Annotated in this window: 18 protein-coding genes and 1 other RNA gene; 10 read left to right on the forward strand and 9 right to left on the reverse strand. The window is 61.0% G+C overall.

From position 1 onward, the window contains the following. Positions 1–352: 352 nt before the first annotated feature. The 4 genes from ubiI to ACJ8HH_RS22510 all read right to left on the reverse strand — a co-directional run bounded on the left by ubiI (position 353) and on the right by ACJ8HH_RS22510 (position 4,766). Complete coding sequence (ubiI, locus tag ACJ8HH_RS22495; protein WP_060426904.1) at positions 353–1,555, reverse strand: FAD-dependent 2-octaprenylphenol hydroxylase; 1,203 nt, start codon at positions 1,553–1,555, stop codon at positions 353–355. Between the two features lie 80 nt (positions 1,556–1,635). Beyond that, complete coding sequence (gene ubiH, locus ACJ8HH_RS22500; RefSeq protein WP_060452064.1) at positions 1,636–2,814, reverse strand: 2-octaprenyl-6-methoxyphenyl hydroxylase; 1,179 nt, start codon at positions 2,812–2,814, stop codon at positions 1,636–1,638. A 1-nt stretch (position 2,815) separates the two neighbouring features. Continuing rightward, positions 2,816–4,132: a Xaa-Pro aminopeptidase gene (gene pepP, locus ACJ8HH_RS22505; RefSeq protein WP_060452065.1), complete on the reverse strand. Its 1,317-nt coding sequence runs from the start codon at positions 4,130–4,132 to the stop codon at positions 2,816–2,818. Positions 4,133–4,187: 55 nt separating this feature from the next. Then, positions 4,188–4,766, reverse strand: coding sequence for a YecA/YgfB family protein (locus ACJ8HH_RS22510; RefSeq protein ID WP_033635861.1), 579 nt, complete (start codon positions 4,764–4,766; stop codon positions 4,188–4,190). A 319-nt stretch (positions 4,767–5,085) separates the two neighbouring features. Between ACJ8HH_RS22510 and zapA the strand changes: the two genes are divergently transcribed. The 3 genes from zapA (at position 5,086) to ACJ8HH_RS22525 (ending at position 6,299) form a co-directional block, all read left to right on the forward strand. Beyond that, on the forward strand, positions 5,086–5,415 hold the full coding sequence (gene zapA / locus ACJ8HH_RS22515; protein ID WP_004931621.1) for a cell division protein ZapA: 330 nt from the start codon (positions 5,086–5,088) through the stop codon (positions 5,413–5,415). A 40-nt stretch (positions 5,416–5,455) separates the two neighbouring features. Further along, positions 5,456–5,638, forward strand: a non-coding RNA gene (gene ssrS / locus ACJ8HH_RS22520) — 6S RNA. A gap of 52 nt (positions 5,639–5,690) precedes the next feature. Further along, positions 5,691–6,299, forward strand: coding sequence for a 5-formyltetrahydrofolate cyclo-ligase (locus tag ACJ8HH_RS22525; RefSeq protein WP_060388362.1), 609 nt, complete (start codon positions 5,691–5,693; stop codon positions 6,297–6,299). A gap of 48 nt (positions 6,300–6,347) precedes the next feature. Here ACJ8HH_RS22525 and serA read toward each other — a convergent pair whose 3' ends face one another. Next, positions 6,348–7,586 (reverse strand): phosphoglycerate dehydrogenase, encoded by a 1,239-nt coding sequence (gene serA, locus ACJ8HH_RS22530; RefSeq protein ID WP_025304156.1) that lies wholly within the window; start codon positions 7,584–7,586, stop codon positions 6,348–6,350. A gap of 292 nt (positions 7,587–7,878) precedes the next feature. Next, positions 7,879–8,535 carry a ribose-5-phosphate isomerase RpiA gene (gene rpiA / locus ACJ8HH_RS22535; protein WP_025304157.1) on the reverse strand — a complete coding sequence of 219 codons (657 nt, stop codon included), beginning with the start codon at positions 8,533–8,535 and terminating at the stop codon, positions 7,879–7,881. 204 nt (positions 8,536–8,739) lie between these two features. Between rpiA and ACJ8HH_RS22540 the strand changes: the two genes are divergently transcribed. Next, the gene (locus ACJ8HH_RS22540) at positions 8,740–9,633 is read left to right on the forward strand and encodes a LysR family transcriptional regulator ArgP (protein ID WP_033635863.1); all 894 of its coding nucleotides are present in this window, start codon (positions 8,740–8,742) and stop codon (positions 9,631–9,633) included. Between the two features lie 48 nt (positions 9,634–9,681). Here the strand turns inward: ACJ8HH_RS22540 and ACJ8HH_RS22545 are convergent, their stop codons facing one another. From ACJ8HH_RS22545 to ACJ8HH_RS22555, 3 genes are all read right to left on the reverse strand, one after another. Further along, on the reverse strand, positions 9,682–10,413 hold the full coding sequence (locus ACJ8HH_RS22545) for an oxidative stress defense protein (protein WP_025160209.1): 732 nt from the start codon (positions 10,411–10,413) through the stop codon (positions 9,682–9,684). 121 nt (positions 10,414–10,534) lie between these two features. Then, on the reverse strand, positions 10,535–11,152 hold the full coding sequence (argO, locus tag ACJ8HH_RS22550; protein ID WP_060452066.1) for an arginine exporter ArgO: 618 nt from the start codon (positions 11,150–11,152) through the stop codon (positions 10,535–10,537). Between the two features lie 125 nt (positions 11,153–11,277). Next, positions 11,278–12,096 carry an IclR family transcriptional regulator gene (locus tag ACJ8HH_RS22555; protein ID WP_033649427.1) on the reverse strand — a complete coding sequence of 273 codons (819 nt, stop codon included), beginning with the start codon at positions 12,094–12,096 and terminating at the stop codon, positions 11,278–11,280. A 374-nt stretch (positions 12,097–12,470) separates the two neighbouring features. On the opposite strand from ACJ8HH_RS22555, the gene ACJ8HH_RS22560 reads away from it, so the two are divergent. The 6 genes from ACJ8HH_RS22560 (at position 12,471) to ACJ8HH_RS22585 (ending at position 18,816) form a co-directional block, all read left to right on the forward strand. After that, on the forward strand, positions 12,471–14,024 hold the full coding sequence (locus ACJ8HH_RS22560; RefSeq protein WP_060452067.1) for a sugar ABC transporter ATP-binding protein: 1,554 nt from the start codon (positions 12,471–12,473) through the stop codon (positions 14,022–14,024). After that, a complete protein-coding gene (locus tag ACJ8HH_RS22565; protein ID WP_049212575.1) occupies positions 14,017–15,099 on the forward strand; it encodes an ABC transporter permease in 1,083 nt (360 codons plus the stop codon). Before ACJ8HH_RS22560 ends, ACJ8HH_RS22565 begins: the two co-directional genes overlap by 8 nt. A gap of 14 nt (positions 15,100–15,113) precedes the next feature. Further along, entirely contained in the window at positions 15,114–16,214 is a 1,101-nt protein-coding gene (locus ACJ8HH_RS22570; protein ID WP_049212573.1) for an ABC transporter substrate-binding protein, read from the forward strand. An 11-nt stretch (positions 16,215–16,225) separates the two neighbouring features. Next, complete coding sequence (locus ACJ8HH_RS22575) at positions 16,226–17,077, forward strand: SMP-30/gluconolactonase/LRE family protein (RefSeq protein ID WP_154641092.1); 852 nt, start codon at positions 16,226–16,228, stop codon at positions 17,075–17,077. 256 nt (positions 17,078–17,333) lie between these two features. Then, on the forward strand, positions 17,334–18,332 hold the full coding sequence (gene yiaK / locus ACJ8HH_RS22580) for a 3-dehydro-L-gulonate 2-dehydrogenase (protein WP_033654044.1): 999 nt from the start codon (positions 17,334–17,336) through the stop codon (positions 18,330–18,332). A gap of 13 nt (positions 18,333–18,345) precedes the next feature. Further along, positions 18,346–18,816: a YhcH/YjgK/YiaL family protein gene (locus tag ACJ8HH_RS22585; RefSeq protein WP_049212569.1), complete on the forward strand. Its 471-nt coding sequence runs from the start codon at positions 18,346–18,348 to the stop codon at positions 18,814–18,816. The last annotated feature ends 47 nt before the right edge of the window (positions 18,817–18,863 follow it).

The following is an 18,863-nucleotide window of genomic DNA, read 5'->3' on the forward strand; positions in this document are numbered from 1 at the left end:
CGATACCTTTCCCTCGAACTTATCACCGAACGACCACATTAACCATAAGTTAAAATAGGCTCATCGCCGTTCCGGGGCGGTAAAATGCCGGGCTAGTGTGCAGAGTTTTTCACTGGAAAAATGCGCTTTAAGGCACAAAATTAACAATTAAAGCGGCAAAACTCCGAAGTTATATAACAAACCGACGGCCGCACATGAGATTCCGACTTTTGATAACCGAACATGGAATTAGAAAAAGTAATGATAAAAAACGGCTGAAATTAGATTATTTCAAATGAAGGGTTATATAAGGAAAGACGATGGCATAAGGCAAGAAGCGCGAGCCCGCGGAGGGCTCGCAGAAGGCAGGATGTCAGGCAAGCCACTCGGGCAGATCGTTCAGGCCCATCGCCTGACGCACCAGCTTCGGCTTGACGCCCGGCAGGCTGTCCGCCAGCCGCAGGCCCACGTCGCGCAGCAGCTTTTTGGCCGGGTGGTTGCCGTCGAACAATTCGCGGAACCCCTGCATGCTGGCCAGCATTACCGCCGCGCCATGTTTGCGGCGGCGCTCATAGCGGCGCAGATAGAGGTGCTGGCCGATATCCTTGCCCTGCCGCTGCAGGCGGCGCAGTTCGGAAATCAGCTCGGCGGCGTCCATAAAGCCCAGATTCACGCCCTGCCCGGCCAATGGATGCACGGTATGCGCCGCATCGCCCACCAGCGCCAGGCGGTGCGCGGCGAAACTGCGCGCATAGCGGCCGGTCAGCGGGAACGCCAGCCGTTCGCTTTCCAGGCTGCAAGCCCCCAGGCGCATGTCGAAGGCCATCGCCAGTTCGCGGTTGAACTGCGCCGGTTCCAGCTGCTTGAGCCGCTCGGCCTCTTCCGGCGTCACCGACCAGACGATGGAGCTCAAATGCGGATCGTTGAACGGCAGGAACGCCAGAATGCCGTCGCCGTGGAAAATTTGCCGCGCCGTCGCCTGATGCGGCTCTTCGGTGCGAATGGTGGCGACCAGCGCATGGTGGCGGTAATCCCAGAAGGTAAGCGGAATGTCGGCGTGCTGGCGCAGCCACGACTGGGCGCCGTCGGCGCCGATCACCAGGCGGGCGGTCAGCATGCGGCCATCCTCCAGCGTGACGAAAGCGTCGTTCTCGCCCCACGCCACCTGCTTGAGCGCGGCCGGGGTAATCAGCGTGATGTCCGACAGGCTTTCGGCGCGTTTCCACAGCGCCTGCTGGATCACCGAGTTTTCGATGATGTGGCCAAGATGGCTGAAGCCGCACTCGTCGCCGCGGAAGGCGATTTTGCCAAAGCTGTCGCGATCCCACACTTCCATCGCGTTATAAGCGCTGGCGCGCAGCTGGAGAATGTCATCCCACACGCCGATATGCTGCAGCAAACGCTCGCTGGCGGCATTGATGGCGGAGACGCGCAGCGCTGGCTGCTCCGACGGCGGCGCCATGTCCGGCTGGCGCTGCTCCAGCACCGCCACGCGCAGCCCGCTGCCCTGCAGGCCGCAGGCCAACGCCAGCCCCACCATACCGCCACCGGCGATAATCACGTCAAATGATTGCATGCTGCTCGATTTCCTTAAATAACGCGCGACGCCTTGCCGCGCCGCGTTTTGGGCGCGCCACAGGGCGCCCGATTCTGTGTCTAACGTTCCACCCAGCCGAGCGTGCGCTTGGCGAAGGCGTCGCGCACCGCCGGCAAACGCTCCATCGCCATCAGCCCCAGGTTGCGGCCGACCACCAGCGGGGCATAACGGTTGGCGAACAGGCGGATCAATCCGTCGGTCACGCCGATCGTCGCCTGCTGATCGTTTTGCCGCCGCTGCTGATAGCGGCTCAGCAGCGCATAACCACCGGCGTCTTCGCCGCTGTTCACCGCTTCCGCCAGCGTTTCCGCCAGCGACATCACGTCGCGCAGACCGAGGTTGAACCCCTGCCCGGCGATCGGATGCAGCGTCTGCGCCGCGTTGCCCACCAGCGCCAGACGATGGCTGGCATGGCGTTCGGCGGTCAGCAGGCTGAGCGGATAGCTGTGCCGTTTACCGGCCTTGAGGATGCGCCCCAGCCGCCAGCCGAAGGCCTGTTGCAGCTCGGCGATAAATCGCTCGTCGTCCCAGGCGTCCACCCGGGCGCGATCTTCGCGCGCATGGCACCACACCAGCGAACTGCGCCCCTGCGACATCGGCAGCAGCGCCAGCGGCCCGTAGCGGGTAAAACGCTCGAAGGCGCGCCCCTGCGGATCTTCCGCCGTGGTGACGTTGGCGATGGTGGCGAACTGCGGATAGTCCTCCTGCCGCCACTGCACGTTGCAGGCCTGCGCCAGCGCCGAACGCGAACCGTCGGCCGCCACCAGCAGTTGCCCGCACAGGCGCAGACCGGTATCCAGTTGTACTTCCGCCCGCTCGGCGGTGCGAATCACGTCCACCACCCGCGCGGGGCAGTGCAGCGTAACGCCCGGCGCCTTCGCCAGCAGCGCGAACAGCCGCTGCCCGGCGTCATGCAGTTCGATCACCTGGCCGAGCGCATCGACCTGATAATCCTGCGCCTGCAGATTCACGAAACCGGCGTGGCCGCGATCGCTAACGTGCACCTGAGCGATCGGCGTAGCGCAATCGCGCAGCGCCGGCCAAACGCCGATGCGCGCCAGCTGTTGGCAGGTGCCCTGCGCCAGTGCGATGGCGCGGGCGTCAAAGCCCGGATGGCTGTGGTCATCCGGCCGAGTCGCCTCGACCAGATCCACCGCCATTCTTCCCTGAGTAAGCGACGAGATAGCCAGCGCCAGCGTCGCGCCCGCCATACCGCCACCAACGATAATTACACTCATTTTATGACCTTGCCGCCGCCATCAACGCTTCGATGGCATCGGCGTCTTTCACTACGGTGGCGGTCAGGTTTTCATTGCCGTCGGCGGTGATCACGATGTCGTCCTCGATGCGGATGCCGATGCCGCGGTATTCCGCCGGCACGTCCGCATCCGGCGCAATGTACAGCCCCGGTTCCACGGTCAGCACCATGCCCGGCTCCAGCAGCCGATCGCGGCTCGGCGTGCCGTAGTGGCCGACGTCGTGCACGTCGAGGCCCAGCCAGTGGCTCAGCCCGTGCATGAAGAACTGCCGGTGCGCCTGCTCGGCGATCAACTGATCGACTTCACCTTTCAATACGCCCAGTTCCACCAGCCCGACCACCATGATGCGCACCACTTCGTCGTTGACTTCGCGGATGCTGGTGCCGGGTTTAAACAGTTCCAAAGCGCGCTGCAGCGACGCCAGCACGATGTTGTACACCGCGCGCTGCGGCTTGCTGAACTTGCCGTTGACCGGGAAGGTGCGGGTGATGTCGCCGGCATACCCCTGGTACTCACAACCGGCGTCGATCAGCACCAGATCGCCGTCGCGCATCTGGCTCTCGTTCTCGGTGTAGTGCAGGATACAGCCGTTTTCGCCGCTGCCGACGATGGTGTTGTAAGACGGGTAGCGGGCGCCGAGGCGGGTGAATTCATGGTGAATTTCCGCTTCCAGCTGGTATTCGAACATGCCCGGGCGGCATTTTTCCATCGCGCGGGTGTGCGCCAGCGCGCTGATCTCACCGGCGCGACGCATCACCGCCAGCTCTTCCGGCGATTTGAACAGGCGCATGTCATGCAGCCACGGCCGCCAGTCGGTAACGGTGGCCGGCGCCTGCAGATTCTGGCGGAACCCCTTGCGCAGCTTGTCCAACGCGCCGAACAGGATCTGATCGGCGTAGGCGTATTCACCCTGCGCGTGGTAAACCACGTCCAGGCCGTTGAGCAGCAGGTGCAGCTGGTCATTGATTTCATCGAACGGCAGCGCGCGATCCACGCCCAGCTTCGCCGGCGCGGCGTCTTGCCCCAGGCGGCGGCCAAACCAGATTTCCGCCGTCAGATCGCGCACCCGGTTGAACAGCACGCTGTGGTTGTGCGTGTCGTCGCTTTTGATCAGCACCAGCACCGCTTCCGGCTCATTGAAGCCGGTCAGGTACCAAAAGTCGCTGTTCTGCCGATAGGGATAGTCTGAATCTGCACTGCGCGTCGTTTCCGGCGCAGAGAAAATAACCGCCGCGCTGGCCGGCGCCATTTTCGCCAACAGCGCCTGACGGCGGTTGTTGAATTCCTGCTGAGTCATTACCTTCTCCTGAAATCATGCCATCCGCATCGCCGGCGGAGGGCCGATAGGACGTTTAGTGCAACGTCGGTTTGATGTTTTCCGGCGCCGTTGGCTTGTGACGGGTGAATTCGCCGTAGCACATGATGGCGGCAACCCGCACATACTCCGCCACTTCTTCCAGCGACTGCTCCAATTCTTCCTGATCTTCGTCTTCGTCGTAGCCCAGCTGCGCGATGTTGCGCAGATCGTCGATCGCTTCACCGACTTCGTCTTTCACCTGGGCCAGTTTGGGCTGCATCATGCCCAGCCCGAGCAGGAAGTGGTTGACCCAACCGGCCAACGCGTCGGCGCGATCGAACACGCTGACGGCTTCCCCTTCCGGCAACATCAGTTGGAACAGGAATTCGTCGTCTTCCAGCGTTTCGCGCGTCACTTCATACAGCTGTTGCAGCGGTTGGCTGAGCGCCTGCGGGAAGGCGACGCCTTCGTTGGTCAGATCGTGCACCAGCGCCTGCCAGCCGGCATCACGGCTGCCGCCGCACAGCAGGCCGCTGATCAGGCCGTGCATTTCTGCCGCGGTCAGCGCCACCGACTGCTGGTTGAGGGCCACGGTCAAAGATTGGTAACTTGGAAATGTATTCTGTATAGACATGCGCATTCGTCATCGTTGGCAGGATAAGTTCGTGTTATGCTACCACCAAGGTCCGTCGCTATACCAGATAAGCGCGACACCTCAGTGGCTAGTTATAATCGCGATGTGGCAGGTTTCACACTGCGCCGTCGGGTGGCGAAAGTGCGGTAAATACGCATTTTGAAACCCTTTTTTGACTGGCAATGTGCGCCACAGTAGATTACAACCAGGTACTGAAAAAGGGGTTGTATCTTGGTACCGAGGTATATATAGTGGCGCCCGCTTTGACGGCCCGGCCAGGGCGGACAAGGCTGGCGCGAAATTTAGGCAGGAAGGTGGCATGTCTGCACAACCGGTAGATATTCAAATTTTTGGCCGCTCGTTAAGAGTCAATTGCCCGCCAGAACAACAAGATGCGTTGAATATGGCGGCGGACGATCTTAACCAACGGTTGCAAGATCTTAAAGTTCGCACTAGAGTCTCCAATACTGAGCAACTGGTTTTCATCGCGGCATTGAACGTCTGTCACGAACTTGCTCAAGAACGGTTGAAAACCCGTGACTATGCGTCCAATATGGAACAACGCATACGGATGCTGCAGCAGACCATTGAACAAGCGTTGCTTGAACAAGGTCGCATCTCTGAACGTCAGGATGCACAATTCGAATAACTTAAGTTGTTGAAATCACAGTTTCGGCAACGAGTACAAAATTTCTCTGAGATGTTCGCCAGCGGGCCAGTCCCCTGAGCCGATATTTAGTACAAACAGAATGTGTTGCTCCGCGATCGGTGAGCACGCTCGGTGCGCCGAGAAGCCTTAAGATTGCGACGGCACGTTCACCTTGAACCATGGGTTCAAGGGTTACAGCCTGCGACGGCATCTCGGAGATTCCCCTTCTCAGCGGTTTATGTGTGCTGAACGCCACACTGAGCAAGCCTGATACGATGCCTTTTCAACCCCAATTCGCGCAGCAGCGCCAAGCCATTCGTCAACTCATACGCCAACGTCGGCGCGAGCTTACGCCGGGCCAGCAACGCTTTGCCGCAGACAAGATAGCCGAGCGCCTCGTCGCGCATACGCACATTAAGGCGGCGCACAGCATCGCGGTATTTCTGTCGTTTGACGGTGAACTCGACACCGGGCCGCTGATCGAGCAACTGTGGACGCTCGGCAAACGGGTTTACCTGCCGGTGCTGCACCCGTTCAGCCCTGGCCACCTGCTGTTCCTGCGCTATGCGCCGGAAACGCCGCTGGTGCGCAATCGCTTCAATATTCTCGAACCGCGCCTCGATGTGCGCCAGGTGCTGCCGCTGGGCGAGTTGGACGTCGTGCTGACGCCGCTGGTGGCGTTCGATCATACCGGACAGCGTCTGGGCATGGGCGGCGGCTTTTACGATCGCACCCTGCAAAACTGGCGCAGCGGCGGCCCCTATCCTATCGGCCTGGCCCATGATTGCCAGCAGGTGGAGCACCTGCCGATCGAGCACTGGGATATCCCGCTGCCGGAAATCCTCACCCCGCTCTGCAGCTGGGCGTGGCACGAGCCCAAATAGCAAAAGGCCGGATCGCTCCGGCCTTTTTTGTTGCGGCGAGCCGCCGAATCAAAACAGCAGACGGGCGCGAATGGTGCCGTCGATGGCCTTCATGCGCTGCAGCGCGGCGTCGGCGCGCGCGGTTTCCGCTTCGATGTCGATCACCACGTAGCCGATTTCAGGCCCGGTTTGCAGATACTGTGCGGCGATGTTAACCCCCTCTTCGGCGAAGATCTGGTTAATCTGCGTCAGCACGCCCGGGCGGTTTTCGTGGATGTGCAGCAGGCGGCTGGCGTTCGGGCCATGCGCCGGCAGCGACACTTCCGGGAAGTTGACGGCGGACAGGGTCGACCCGTTGTCGGAGTATTTCGCCAGCTTGCCGGCCACTTCGTCGCCGATATTCTCCTGCGCTTCCTGGGTGGAGCCGCCGATGTGCGGCGTCAGCAGCACGTTGTCGAACTCACACAGCGGCGAGTTGAACGGATCGCTGTTGGTCGCCGGTTCTTCCGGGAAGACGTCGATCGCCGCGCCCGCCAGGTGATTGCTGGCCAGCGCGTCGCACAGCGCGGGAATATCCACCACGGTGCCGCGCGAGGCGTTGATCAGAATGGCGCCCGGTTTCATCAGCGCCAGCTCTTCCGCCCCCATCATGTTCTTGGTGGCCAGCGTTTCCGGCACGTGCAGCGTCACCACGTCGCTCATATTGAGCAGATCGGACAGATGACGCACCTGCTGCGCGTTACCTAACGGCAGCTTGTTCTCGATGTCGTAGAAGAACACCTTCATGCCCAGCCCTTCGGCCAGAATGCCCAGCTGGGTGCCGATGTGGCCGTAGCCGATGATGCCCAGCTTTTTGCCGCGCGCCTCGTAGGAGCCCACGGCCAGTTTGTGCCACACGCCGCGGTGCGCCTTGGCGTTGGCGGCCGGAATGCCGCGCAGCATCAACAGCAGCTCGCCCAGCACCATTTCGGCCACGGATCGGGTATTGGAGAACGGGGCGTTGAAGACCGGAATACCGCGCTTGGTCGCTGCTTTCAGATCAACCTGGTTGGTGCCGATGCAGAAGCAGCCCACAGCCACCAGTTTTTCTGCGGCGGCGAACACCTCTTCGGTCAGATGCGTACGCGATCGGATGCCGACGAAGTGCGCATCGCGGATGGATGCCTTCAGCGATTCGGTGTCTAACGCACCCTTGTGGTATTCGATGTTGGTATAACCGGCGGCACGTAAATTATCGACCGTGCTCTGATGAACCCCTTCCACCAACAGGAATTTAATCCTGTCTTTCTCCAATGATACTTTTGCCATTTACCCGACCCTATGTTCAGACTTCAGAAGCGGCTGTGACGACACAGCTCCCATCCAACATAACAAAAATAACGCGGGCGGCAATACAAACGATTGCCTGCCCGGCAGGACAAGGCGCAGCGTTGATGGCGGTTTACGGCAGAAAATGCCATAGGGAAAGTTTTCGGCAGAAGCTTTGGGGAGTCAGTTTTCACAATGTGACATAAGTCACCAAATTTGCCGTTTTTCAGAAAAGATATTTTAACCGAAGAATTATGCGGCCCGGCACTACCGGGCCACAAACGGCGGAGGTTTATTTGACCACTTTCACGCCTTCCGGGGTGCCGACCAGCGCCACGTCCGCGCCGCGGTTGGCGAACAGCCCCACGGTCACCACGCCGGCGATGCCGTTGATCTTGTTCTCCAGCGCGATGGCGTCGGTGATGCTCAAGTTATGCACATCGAGGATCACGTTGCCGTTGTCGGTCACCACGTTTTGGCGATACTCCGGCAGGCCGCCGAGTTTCACCAGCTCACGCGCCACGTAAGAGCGAGCCATCGGGATCACTTCCACCGGCAGCGGGAACTTGCCCAGCACGTCCACTTGCTTGCTGGCGTCGACGATGCAGATAAATTTCTTGGCGATGGCGGCGATGATCTTCTCGCGCGTCAGCGCCGCGCCACCGCCTTTGATCATCTGCATATGGCCGTTGATTTCGTCCGCGCCGTCTACATAAATATCGAGCGAGTCCACTTCATTGCTGTCGAACACATGGATGCCGAGGCTTTTCAGCTTGGCGGTGGAGGCGTCGGAGCTGGACACCGCGCCTTCGATCTGGTGCTTGATGGAGCCCAGCGCGTCAATAAAGTGGGCGGCGGTAGAACCGGTGCCGACCCCGACGATGGTGCCCGGCGTCACGTATTCCAGCGCTGCCCAGCCCACCGCTTTTTTCAGTTCATCCTGCGTCATAATATGTCCCTTGCCTCTGTACGAAAACGTGTGCGTATTATAGGGTAAAACGCTGTTTTTCACGCCGGCAGGATCACACTTATTTGCCGCAGCCCGCATTTTTAGCCGCTTAGCGGCGAGACGGGGGCGTGATTTTTCCACCTGCGCCGCGCGCAAAATGTGGCATAGTGCCGGTATCATTCTAATTTAAGGGATATCTTTCCGATGAAACGCCCAGACTATCGTACGCTGCAAGCGCTGGACGCGGTGATCCGTGAGCGCGGCTTCGAGCGCGCCGCTCAAAAACTCTGCATCACGCAATCGGCGGTATCCCAACGCATCAAACAGCTGGAAAACCTGTTCGGCCAACCGCTGCTGGTCCGTACCGTGCCGCCGCGCCCGACCGAACAAGGGCAAAAGCTGCTGGCGCTGCTGCATCAGGTGGAATTGCTGGAAGAAGAGTGGCTGGGCAACGACACCGGCGTCGATACGCCGCTGCTGCTGTCGCTGGCGGTCAACGCCGACAGTCTGGCAACCTGGCTGCTGCCGGCGCTGAAGCCGGTGCTGGCGGACTCCCCCATTCGCCTGAATCTGCAGGTGGAAGATGAAACCCGCACCCAGGAGCGGCTGCGCCGCGGTGAGGTGGTGGGCGCGGTGAGTATTCAGCCGCAGCCGCTGCCGAGCTGCCTGGTGGATCGGCTGGGGGCGCTGGATTATCTGTTCGTGGCCTCCAGCGCCTTCGCCGAGCGCTATTTCCCGAGCGGCGTCACCCGCTCCGCGCTGCTGAAAGCGCCGGCGGTGGCCTTCGATCATCTCGACGACATGCACCAGGCGTTCCTGCAGCAGAACTTCGATCTGTCGCCGGGCAGCGTGCCCTGCCATATCGTGAACTCGTCGGAAGCCTTCGTGCAGCTGGCGCGTCAGGGCACCACCTGCTGTATGATCCCGCATCTGCAGATCGAAAAAGAGCTGGCTTCCGGTGAGCTGATCGATCTGACGCCGGGGCTGTACCAGCGCCGCATGCTGTACTGGCACCGCTTCGCGCCGGAAAGCCGCATGATGCGCAAAGTGACCGACGCGCTGCTGGAACACGGCCACCAGGTGCTGCGCCAGGATTAAAACGAAAAAAGGTTCGCCGCAGCGAACCTTTTCTTCAACACGAACACCTTACTGCGCGGCGTTGCGCTGCAGCTCGAACACCACATCCACCTGATCGTCGAAGTGAATGCTTTGCTGCTCATAGGTTTGCGCCGCGTCGCTTTCCGCCGCCGCACCGGCCGCCTTATACATCCGCGCCACCGGCATCGGCTGGTAGTTGGCGACCCGGTAGCGAATGCTGTACACCGGCCCCAGCTTGGCGTGGAAACCTTTGGCCAGGGATTCGGCCTGCTGAGTCGCGTTCTCGATCGCTTTTTGCCGCGCCTGCTCGCGATACACGTCCGGCTTGGCGACGCCCAGCTCCACCGCGCGGATCTCGTTCAGGCCGGATTTCAGCGCGCCGTCCAGCAGCTCGTTCAGCTTGTCCAACTGACGCAGGGTTACCTGCACCTGACGCACCGCCCGGTAGCCCTTCAGCACCGACTCGCCGGTTTTCAGGTAGTCGTACTCCGGCTGGGTGCGCAGGTTGGCGGCGCTGATGTCTTTCTTCTCGATGTTATTTTTCTGCAGGAAATCAAAGTACTGCGCTACGCGCTCGTCCACCTGCTTCTTCGCCTGGGCGGCGTCTTTGGAGGAAACGCTCACTTCGATCGCCAGGGTGGCGATATCCGGCGTGGCGTCCACGCTGGCGGTGCCGGAGGTGACGACGTGCGGCCCTTCAGGCACTTCAGCCGCCTGCAGCGCCATCGGTAACGTCCCTAATCCGACCATTGCGGCCATAGCCAATGCTTTTAGCTTCACAGTGTCTCCTTAATGACAGGCTGTCTCTGATCGCCGGCTTTTCCCTGTGAGAACCGCCGGATTCCTGGCATCAAACGTAGCATATCGCGCGGCGTTTTGAATTCGGATTAGTGGCAAATTCTTATAAATTTGCCCCCTGCCAGGCCAGCTGCAGCGCGATGCTCCACATCACCAGCCCGACCAGCGCGTTGATGATGCGCTGCGCCCGCTGGGTGTTCAGCCACGGCGCCAGCCAGGAGGCCAGCAGCGCCAGCCCGAAGAACCACACCGCCGACGCGCTGACCGCGCCGAGCGCGAACCAGGAGCGAACGTCCGCCGTCAGTTGCCCGCCCAGGCTGCCGAGCACCACAAAGGTATCCAGATAAACGTGCGGGTTCAGCCAGGTGACCGCCAGCATGGTGACCACGAGACGCCAGCGGCTCTGCGCCAGCTCTTGCGCCGCGGCCTGCGCCGGTTGCGGGCTGAAGGCGGAACGGAACGCGCCCCAGCCATACCACAGCAGAAACGCCACCCCGCCCCAGGTGACCAGCGCCAGCAGCAGCGGCGAGCGGGTCAGCAACGCGCTGCCGCCGAAAATCCCGGCGCAGATCAGCACGATATCGCTCAACGCGCACAGCGAGGCGATCATCAAATGATACTGGCGGCGAATGCCCTGATTCATCACGAATACGTTCTGCGGGCCCAGCGGCAAGATCATGGCGGCGCTCAGGGCAAAACCCTGCAGGAAGACGGCTAACATGGGAGATTCCTCGAATGATAAAAGGCGCCGGACGAGGGCGCGTGTCGGTCAACACGCGCATCATACGAGGAAGCGATCATTAGGTGAAATTGATGTTTCTAATCCAGTATCAGAGATGCTAATACTTAAATCGGTGTGACGAACCCCAGCTCCTGCGAGATGCGTTGCGCAGTGGCCAGCACCGGTTTAATCAGGCTTTTGACGCCGATTTGCTGCAGCTTGGCGGTCGGCAGAGAAACAGACACCGCATAGGGCACGCGCTGTTGAATATCGAATACCGGCGCCGCCACGCAGGAGACCCCCAGCTCGTTTTCTTCGCGATCCATCGCCATACCGCGCTGGCGAATATCGGCCAGTTCCTCATACATTTTCGGCAGCTCGGTGATGGTATTGCGCGTCAGCGTCTGAATCTCCTGCTGATGGCTCTGCCAGTAGTGGGCCGGGTAATCGTCGTTGCCGTAGGCCATGAAGATTTTACCCATCGCCGAACAGTACAGCGGCATATGCTGGCCGATATAGGCGCGGGTGCGCATCATGCCGGTGGTCGGCTCCAGCTTGTAGATCAGGATGACGTGGTCGTCTTCGCGGCTGGAGAAGTTGACCGTCTCACCCACTTCCAGGTTCAGCTGTTCCAAATGCGGCGCGGCCACGTGAATGATATTGAGTGACGACAGCGCCTTCTGGCCGATGGAAATGAACTTGGTGGTCAGGCGGTAGCTGCCCGGCGACGGCGCCTGGGTCACATAGCCGCTGGTGTGTAACCCCTGCAGCAAGCGGTGCACCGTGCTCTTGTTCATGCCGGCCAGCTCGGACAGATGCGCCAGTGGGCATCCATTGGGGAAATTGCTCAGGATCTCAATCAACTGCAAACCGCGGAACAGGCTTTGGCTGCCCAGCGGTTTGTCTTTCTTGTCATCTTTCTCGTCGACGGCTTTCAGGCTCATAGCGAAAATCTCTCCAGTGTCGAACCGCCAACCGGCGCTGCGGCGAAGTCAGCAGGCTCTTTGCCGGGCATGTTACCCCAAGGCCTGCATCAGGTGAAGACGGAACGCCGTTTCATTGTCCGCAGCGGGCCAAAAATCCGCAATATTTCCCCCACATTGGAGTGAGCCATCGGTCACACTTCCGCAAAGTAAAAAATAACTCATTGTTTAATAAAGATAATTAAAACCTCATCGCCTTTGATTTAGCGCAACGAACGTCATATTATTTTTGAAATTGAATTTCGCATATTGAAATTTAAAGACCAGATACTCACCAGCGGTTTAGCTGATTTGCCCGGCATCGTCGCATGGGCACAACACCAGGGGCGCATCACATGACTATCGATAATGCGGCACAACCCATCCTTACCCTCAGCCACATCGTCAAGCGATTTGGCGGCAACGTGGCGGTCAACGACGTCAGCCTGCAGGTGATGCCGGGCGAGGTTCTGGCGCTGCTGGGCGAAAACGGCGCCGGCAAATCGACGCTGATCAAAGTGCTGGCGGGCGTCTACCCGCGCGACGGCGGCGATATTCGTTTTCAGGGCGCAAGCATCGCCTCCGCCGCCGCGATAAAAAACGCCAGCCGCCAGCCGATCGCCTTTATTCATCAGGATCTCGGCCTGATTGAATGGATGACGGTGGCGGAGAACATGGCGCTGGTGATGGGGTTTCCCCGCCGCTTTGGGTTGATCGACTGGCGAGCCATTCGCCGCCGGGCGGCGCAGGCGCTGCAAGACGTCGGTATCGCGCTCGATCCCGATGCGCGCGTCTTCGAACTGTCGCGCACCGAAAAATCGCTGCTGGCGATCGCCCGCGCGGTGGCGGTCAACGCCGAGCTGCTGGTGCTGGATGAACCGACCGCCTCCCTGCCCGCCAACGACGTGCGCCATCTGTTCGCCGTGATCAACCGGCTGCGCGCCAAAAAGGTCGGCATGATTTATGTCACCCACCGCCTGGACGAAGTGATCGAAATCGCCGATCGGGTCTGCGTAATGCGCGACGGGCGCTATGTCGCCGGCGGCCGCACCGCCGACTACTCGCTGCGCGATCTGGTGCAAACCATCGTCGGTGAAGCGATGGCGGACGATCAGCGCGAACCGCTACCGGAACATCGTCCGCCGGTGCTGCAGCTCGATAGCGTCACGGTAGGCGACATCGGCCCGGTGAGCTTCGATTTGCAGCCGGGCGAGATGCTGGCACTGGCCGGCCTGCGCGGGGCCGGGCAAGAAGAGATTGGCCGGCTGCTGTTCGGGTTGCGCCAGGCCGTAGGCGGCGCGATTCGGTTTCGCGATCGGCCCTATCAGGCGAGCTCCCCGCAGCAGGCGATGGCGTGCGGCGTTTCGCTGGTGGCGGGCGATCGCACCGGCGAAAGCCTGGTGATGTCGATGAGCGTGCGTGAAAACCTGTTTATCAACCCCTGCGCCAGCGGCCACCGGCTGCTCTCCCGCTACGGGCGGCGAGCGGAGATCGGCGCCAGTTGGTGGAAAGTGCAGCTGTTCGACGTGCGCCCCAAGGACGTCAATATCGATATCAGCGCGCTGTCCGGAGGCAACCAGCAAAAGGTGGTGATGGCGCGCTGGATGCACCTGGGAGCGCCGCTGCTGATCCTGGAAGATCCCACCGCCGGCGTGGACGTCGGCGCGCGAGCGGAAATCTACCACCTGCTGAATAAATCCCTGGCGGAAGGCGTAGCGGTGCTGGTGATCTCCAACGATTTCGAGGAGATCGCCCATATTTGCAACCGCGCACTGGTGTTCAACCGTGGGAAAGTGGTCGGCGAGCTGAAAAATCAGCAGGTGTCATTCGCCAATTTATTGGAGCTGGCCTCTGCCAGCACCGGGGAAAGCGTCGCAATCACGTCAGAATCCGAGGTAGGCCATGTCTAAAACATCCGTTAAATCAACCGCGCTGGAGCAGCGCGTCAGTCTGGCGCAGGACGGCGCCGGCCCCTGGCTGATGCAGGTTCTCACCCGCTATGGCCTGCTGCTGCTGTGCGTCGCGCTGGTCGTGCTGTTCTCACTGATCACTCCCTCTTTCGCGTCGATGCTGACGCTGCAGGCGATCCTGTCGAGCAAGGCCAAAATCGCCCTGTTGGCGCTGGCGGCGACCATCCCGATGATCGTGGGCAAGATCGATCTTAACGTCGGTTTCGGCATTGTGTTGTGGCATATCCTGGCGATCACGCTGCAGGTGGAATACGGCTTCTCCTGGCAGATGGCGGTGCTGACGGTGCTGGCGATCTCGGCGCTGTACGGGTTGCTGAACGGCATTCTGGTGGCGCTGGCCGATATCGACAGCTTCGTCGCCACTCTCGGCTCCGGCACCGTGCTGTACGCCATTGCCCTGTGGCACTCCGGCGGGCGGCAGATCGTCGGCGACTTGCCGGATGCCTTTATCGCGCTGCACCACACCGAGATCGCCGGCATTCCGATCGTGGCGTTTTACGTGCTGATCGTCGCGGTGGTGCTGTGGCTCATCACCGAACATACCCCGCTCGGCCGCTGCATGTATGCGGTGGGCGGCAACCCGGCGGCGGCGCGCCTGAACGGCATCTCGGTCAACCGCTTCACGATCGGCGCTTTCATCGCCTCCAGCGTGCTCACCGGTTTCAGCGGCGTGTTGATCGCCGCCGAACAGGGCGTCGGCCAGGCCAGCGTCGGCATGGACTATCTGCTGCCGGCGCTGGTCGGCGCCTTCCTCGGCAGCACCACCATTCGCCCTGGGCGCGTCAACGTCTGGGGCACCGTGGTCGGCATCGCCATTCTGGCTATCGGCATCGCCGGCATTCAGCAGTTCGGCGGTGAATTCTGGGTCGAGCCGCTGTTCAACGGCGCGACGCTGTTGCTGTCGATCACCCTGGCCGGCTATGCCCAACGCCGCCGGCTGCTCAATCAGAAAGCGGTACAACGCAGCCAGGCGACGCCGGCTGACAACAACAATCAGACAGCGACCCACCCTTAAACCAGGAGCACACCATGAAACGCATTTGGCTGTTACCGGGGTTCACCACATTATTGCTCGCCGCATCGCCGACCTGGGCCGACGTCTATCTCGATCAGGCCACCGCCGCCGTCGCGAAGGCCACCGCCAGCGCCACCCAGTGGGACGGCCCCACCAGCGGCCCGCAGCTGCAGGCCAACAAGAAGATCATTTTTATCGCCTCCGACATGAAGAACGGCGGCGTGCAAGGGGTGCAACAGGGGTTGAGCGAAGCGGCGAAAGCCGCCGGCTGGAAGCTGGAAACGCTCGACGGCGGCGGCTCGGTGAAAGATCAGCTGGCATCGCTCAATCAGGCCATCGCCCAGAAACCGGACGGCATCGTGATCGGCGGCTGGAACCCTAACGTCGCCAAGATCCCGCTGAAAAAGGCCGTGCAGCAGGGTATCGTGCTGACCGCCTGGCACGCGGTGCCGGAACCGGGCCCCATAGCCAAATACAACGTGTTCTATAACGTCACGTCGGACTCCAACGAAGTGGCGCGCATCGCCGCGCAATACGCGGTGGTGCAGTCCGGCGGCAAGGCGAGCGTGCTGATCTTCACCGACTCGCTGTACCAAATCGCCTTGGACAAGGCCAACGTCATGAAAGAAGAGATCGCCAAATGCAGCGGCTGCACGCTGCTGGAATTCATCGACACGCCGCTGGCCGATACCGCCAACCGCATGCCGGCGATGACCTTCAGCCTGCTGCAGAAGTACGGCGACAAATTCCAATATGCGCTGGCGATCAACGATCTGTACTTCGACTTTATGGCGCCGGCGCTGAAGACCGCCGGCAAAGGCGGCAAGAACGCACCTTACAACGTATCGGCCGGCGACGGTTCAATCTCCGCTTACCAGCGTATCCGCTCGGGCGACAGCCAGTCGGCGACGGTGCCGGAACCCTTGAAGCTGCACGGTTGGCAACTGCTGGACGAATTCAACCGCGCCTTCGCCAAGCAGCCGCCTTCCGGCTACGTCACCCCGGCGCATCTGGTCACCCGCGACAATATCGCCGCCGACGGCGGCGCCAATAACCTGTATGACCCGCAAAACGATTATCAGGGCCATTACAAAGCAATCTGGGGCGTGAAGTGAACGGCGATTCATTGCGCACGCACGCTCAGCTCGAGCGTTTGTGCTCACCAGCGATTTGGGCCGAGGGGCCGGTGTGGCTGCCGCAGGAGGATGCGGTGGTGTTCAGCGACGTGAAAGGCAATCGCATGTTCCGCTGGTCGCGCCGGGGTGAGCTAAGCCTATACCGCTCGCCGTCTCACTACGCCAACGGCAATGCGCGCGACGGCGAGGGGCGCGTGATCAGCTGCGAACACGGGCGGCGCGGCATTAGCCGCACCGAAAGCGATGGCGAGGTACGCCTGTTGATCGACCGCGTCGACGGCAAGCGCTTTAATTCGCCGAACGACGTGGCGGTGCGCTCCGACGGCACCCTATGGTTCACCGATCCGCCCTACGGCATCATCGGCGACGAAGAGGGTTACAAATCGGAAAGCCAGGTGATCGGCTGTTATCTCTACAGCTTCGATCCGCGCGACAGTTCGCTGACCATCGCCGCCTGCGACCTGCAGCGCCCGAACGGCCTGGCGTTTTCACCGGATGAAAAATGGCTGTACGTTGCGGACATGTCGATCGTGGATTTTCCGACGCTGGGCCGCCGCGAGCTGCGCGTCTATGCGGTCAACGGCCGCGAGCTGGAAGCCGGCCGCCGTTTCGCGACGGTGGAGCCCGGTTTCCCGGACGGCTTCTGCGTCGATCGGGCCGGCAATCTGTTTTGCAGCTGCGCCGACGGCGTGCTGGTCTTTGATCCACAGGGGCGACAGATCGACAAAATCAGCGTGCCGGAACGCGTCTCCAATTGTACCTTCGGCGGCCCGAACGGCGATGAGCTCTATATCACCGCCACCACCTCGCTCTACCGCATGGTGCTGAACACCCGCGGTTAGCCGGGGCCTCGCAAGACGCAGGGTGGGTTTCGATCCGCCCTGCTTTGTCGCGTCTGAAGCACGTCATTCCCACCAAAACGTGGCGGCGATCACAAAACCACCACTCAATTTTAACGTCATGTTTTTCATGAATAATTTTACTCCCTCTTGCTTTGACTTCCCTGAACCGCCGGGATAGCATTTATTTGAAATGCAATTTCGTATATTGAAATTTAGCGAACCAAAAACAGACGATTCGCACAGGCGGAGAACCGGCATGAGAGTGAGTTACAGCGAGTTAAAACAGCAATTCAAACGCGTGCTGCTGGCGCGCGGCGTGGCGGAACACACCGCCGACGACTGCGCCGGCATGTTCGCCGACACCACCGCCAGCGGCGTTTACTCCCACGGCGTTAACCGCTTTCCGCGCTTTATTCAGCAGTTGGACGCCGGCGATATCGTGCCGGACGCCGAACCCAGCAAACTGTTGTCTCTGGGGGCGATCGAGCAATGGGATGCGCACCAGGGCATCGGCAACCTTACCGCCCGCCGCATGATGGATCGCGCCATGCAATTAGCCGACGATCATGGCATCGGCCTGGTGGCGCTGCGCAACGCCAACCACTGGATGCGCGGCGGCGGTTACGGCTGGCAGGCGGCGGAGAAAGGCTATATCGGCATTTGCTGGACCAACTCGATCGCCGTGATGCCGCCGTGGGGCGCCAAAACGTGCCGTATCGGCACCAACCCGCTGATCGTCGCCGTGCCCGGCAACCCGATCACCATGGTGGATATGTCGATGTCGATGTTTTCCTACGGCGCGCTGGAGCTGAACCGGCTGGCGGGTAAAACCCTGCCGGTGGACGGCGGCTTCGACAACGACGGCCACCTGACCCGCGATCCGGCCACCATCGAAGAGAACCGGCGCATTTTGCCGATGGGGTATTGGAAAGGATCGGCGCTGTCGATCGTGCTGGACATGATCGCTACCCTGCTGTCCGGCGGCGCCTCGGTGGCGGAAGTGACGGAAGATCACCGCGACGAATACGGCGTCTCCCAGGTGTTCATCGCGATTGAGATAGACCGGTTGATCGACGGCGACAGCCGCGATCAAAAACTGCAGCGCATCATGGACTACGTCACCAGCGCCGAACGGGACAATCCCGACGTCGCCATTCGCCTGCCGGGCCACAAGTTCCCGCGCATTCTGGAAGAAAACCTGCGCGACGGCATTCCGATTGACGAACGAGTCTGGGCGCGCATTCAGGCGCTATAACGGGAGGATCATCATGATATTCGGCCACATCGCCAACACCGCGCCCGAGCAGTATCCGACGCCGGTCGCCAACGCCGTCGCCTATCTGCAACGCACCGATTTCAGCGTCTTGCCCGCAGGGCGTTATGAAGATCCCGCCACCGGCTACGTGGTGCAAGTGCTGGATCTGCATACCCAACCACCGGATGCGCTGCGCCCGGAAGTGCATAGGCAAAACGTCGACGTGCAGTTTCTGGTCAGCGGCACCGAGCTTATCGGCGTAGCGGCGGACAGCGGCGACAACGTCGTTCATCAGGAGCTGCTGGCGCAGCGCGACATCCTGTTTTATCAGGACGTGGCCGACGAATCCTGGCTCACGATGCAACCCGGCAACTTCGCGGTATTTTTTCCGCAGGACGTGCATCGCCCGGCCTGCATTAACCAGCGCCCCAGCGCGATACGCAAGGTGGTGGTGAAGATACCGCTGGCGTCGTTTAGCGCCTGATCGGCCGCAACACCCGTAACGATAACAACACCGGTCCATGGGGCCTG

Origin of the sequence: Serratia sp. CY32780, from assembly GCF_052169135.1 — a bacterium.
GTDB classification, from domain to species: domain Bacteria; phylum Pseudomonadota; class Gammaproteobacteria; order Enterobacterales; family Enterobacteriaceae; genus Serratia; species Serratia sarumanii.

Bases quoted from the DNA above. Each gene is read 5' to 3' on its own strand.
- ubiI (WP_060426904.1), bottom strand. From the start codon at position 1,555: ATGCAATCATTTGACGTGATTATCGCCGGTGGCGGTATGGTGGGGCTG.
- ubiH (WP_060452064.1), bottom strand. From the start codon at position 2,814: ATGAGTGTAATTATCGTTGGTGGCGGTATGGCGGGCGCGACGCTGGCG.
- pepP (WP_060452065.1), bottom strand. From the start codon at position 4,132: ATGACTCAGCAGGAATTCAACAACCGCCGTCAGGCGCTGTTGGCGAAA.
- ACJ8HH_RS22510 (WP_033635861.1), bottom strand. From the start codon at position 4,766: ATGTCTATACAGAATACATTTCCAAGTTACCAATCTTTGACCGTGGCC.
- zapA (WP_004931621.1), top strand. From the start codon at position 5,086: ATGTCTGCACAACCGGTAGATATTCAAATTTTTGGCCGCTCGTTAAGA.
- ACJ8HH_RS22525 (WP_060388362.1), top strand. From the start codon at position 5,691: ATGCCTTTTCAACCCCAATTCGCGCAGCAGCGCCAAGCCATTCGTCAA.
- serA (WP_025304156.1), bottom strand. From the start codon at position 7,586: ATGGCAAAAGTATCATTGGAGAAAGACAGGATTAAATTCCTGTTGGTG.
- rpiA (WP_025304157.1), bottom strand. From the start codon at position 8,535: ATGACGCAGGATGAACTGAAAAAAGCGGTGGGCTGGGCAGCGCTGGAA.
- ACJ8HH_RS22540 (WP_033635863.1), top strand. From the start codon at position 8,740: ATGAAACGCCCAGACTATCGTACGCTGCAAGCGCTGGACGCGGTGATC.
- argO (WP_060452066.1), bottom strand. From the start codon at position 11,152: ATGTTAGCCGTCTTCCTGCAGGGTTTTGCCCTGAGCGCCGCCATGATC.
- ACJ8HH_RS22555 (WP_033649427.1), bottom strand. From the start codon at position 12,096: ATGAGCCTGAAAGCCGTCGACGAGAAAGATGACAAGAAAGACAAACCG.
- ACJ8HH_RS22560 (WP_060452067.1), top strand. From the start codon at position 12,471: ATGACTATCGATAATGCGGCACAACCCATCCTTACCCTCAGCCACATC.
- ACJ8HH_RS22565 (WP_049212575.1), top strand. From the start codon at position 14,017: ATGTCTAAAACATCCGTTAAATCAACCGCGCTGGAGCAGCGCGTCAGT.
- ACJ8HH_RS22570 (WP_049212573.1), top strand. From the start codon at position 15,114: ATGAAACGCATTTGGCTGTTACCGGGGTTCACCACATTATTGCTCGCC.
- yiaK (WP_033654044.1), top strand. From the start codon at position 17,334: ATGAGAGTGAGTTACAGCGAGTTAAAACAGCAATTCAAACGCGTGCTG.
- ACJ8HH_RS22585 (WP_049212569.1), top strand. From the start codon at position 18,346: ATGATATTCGGCCACATCGCCAACACCGCGCCCGAGCAGTATCCGACG.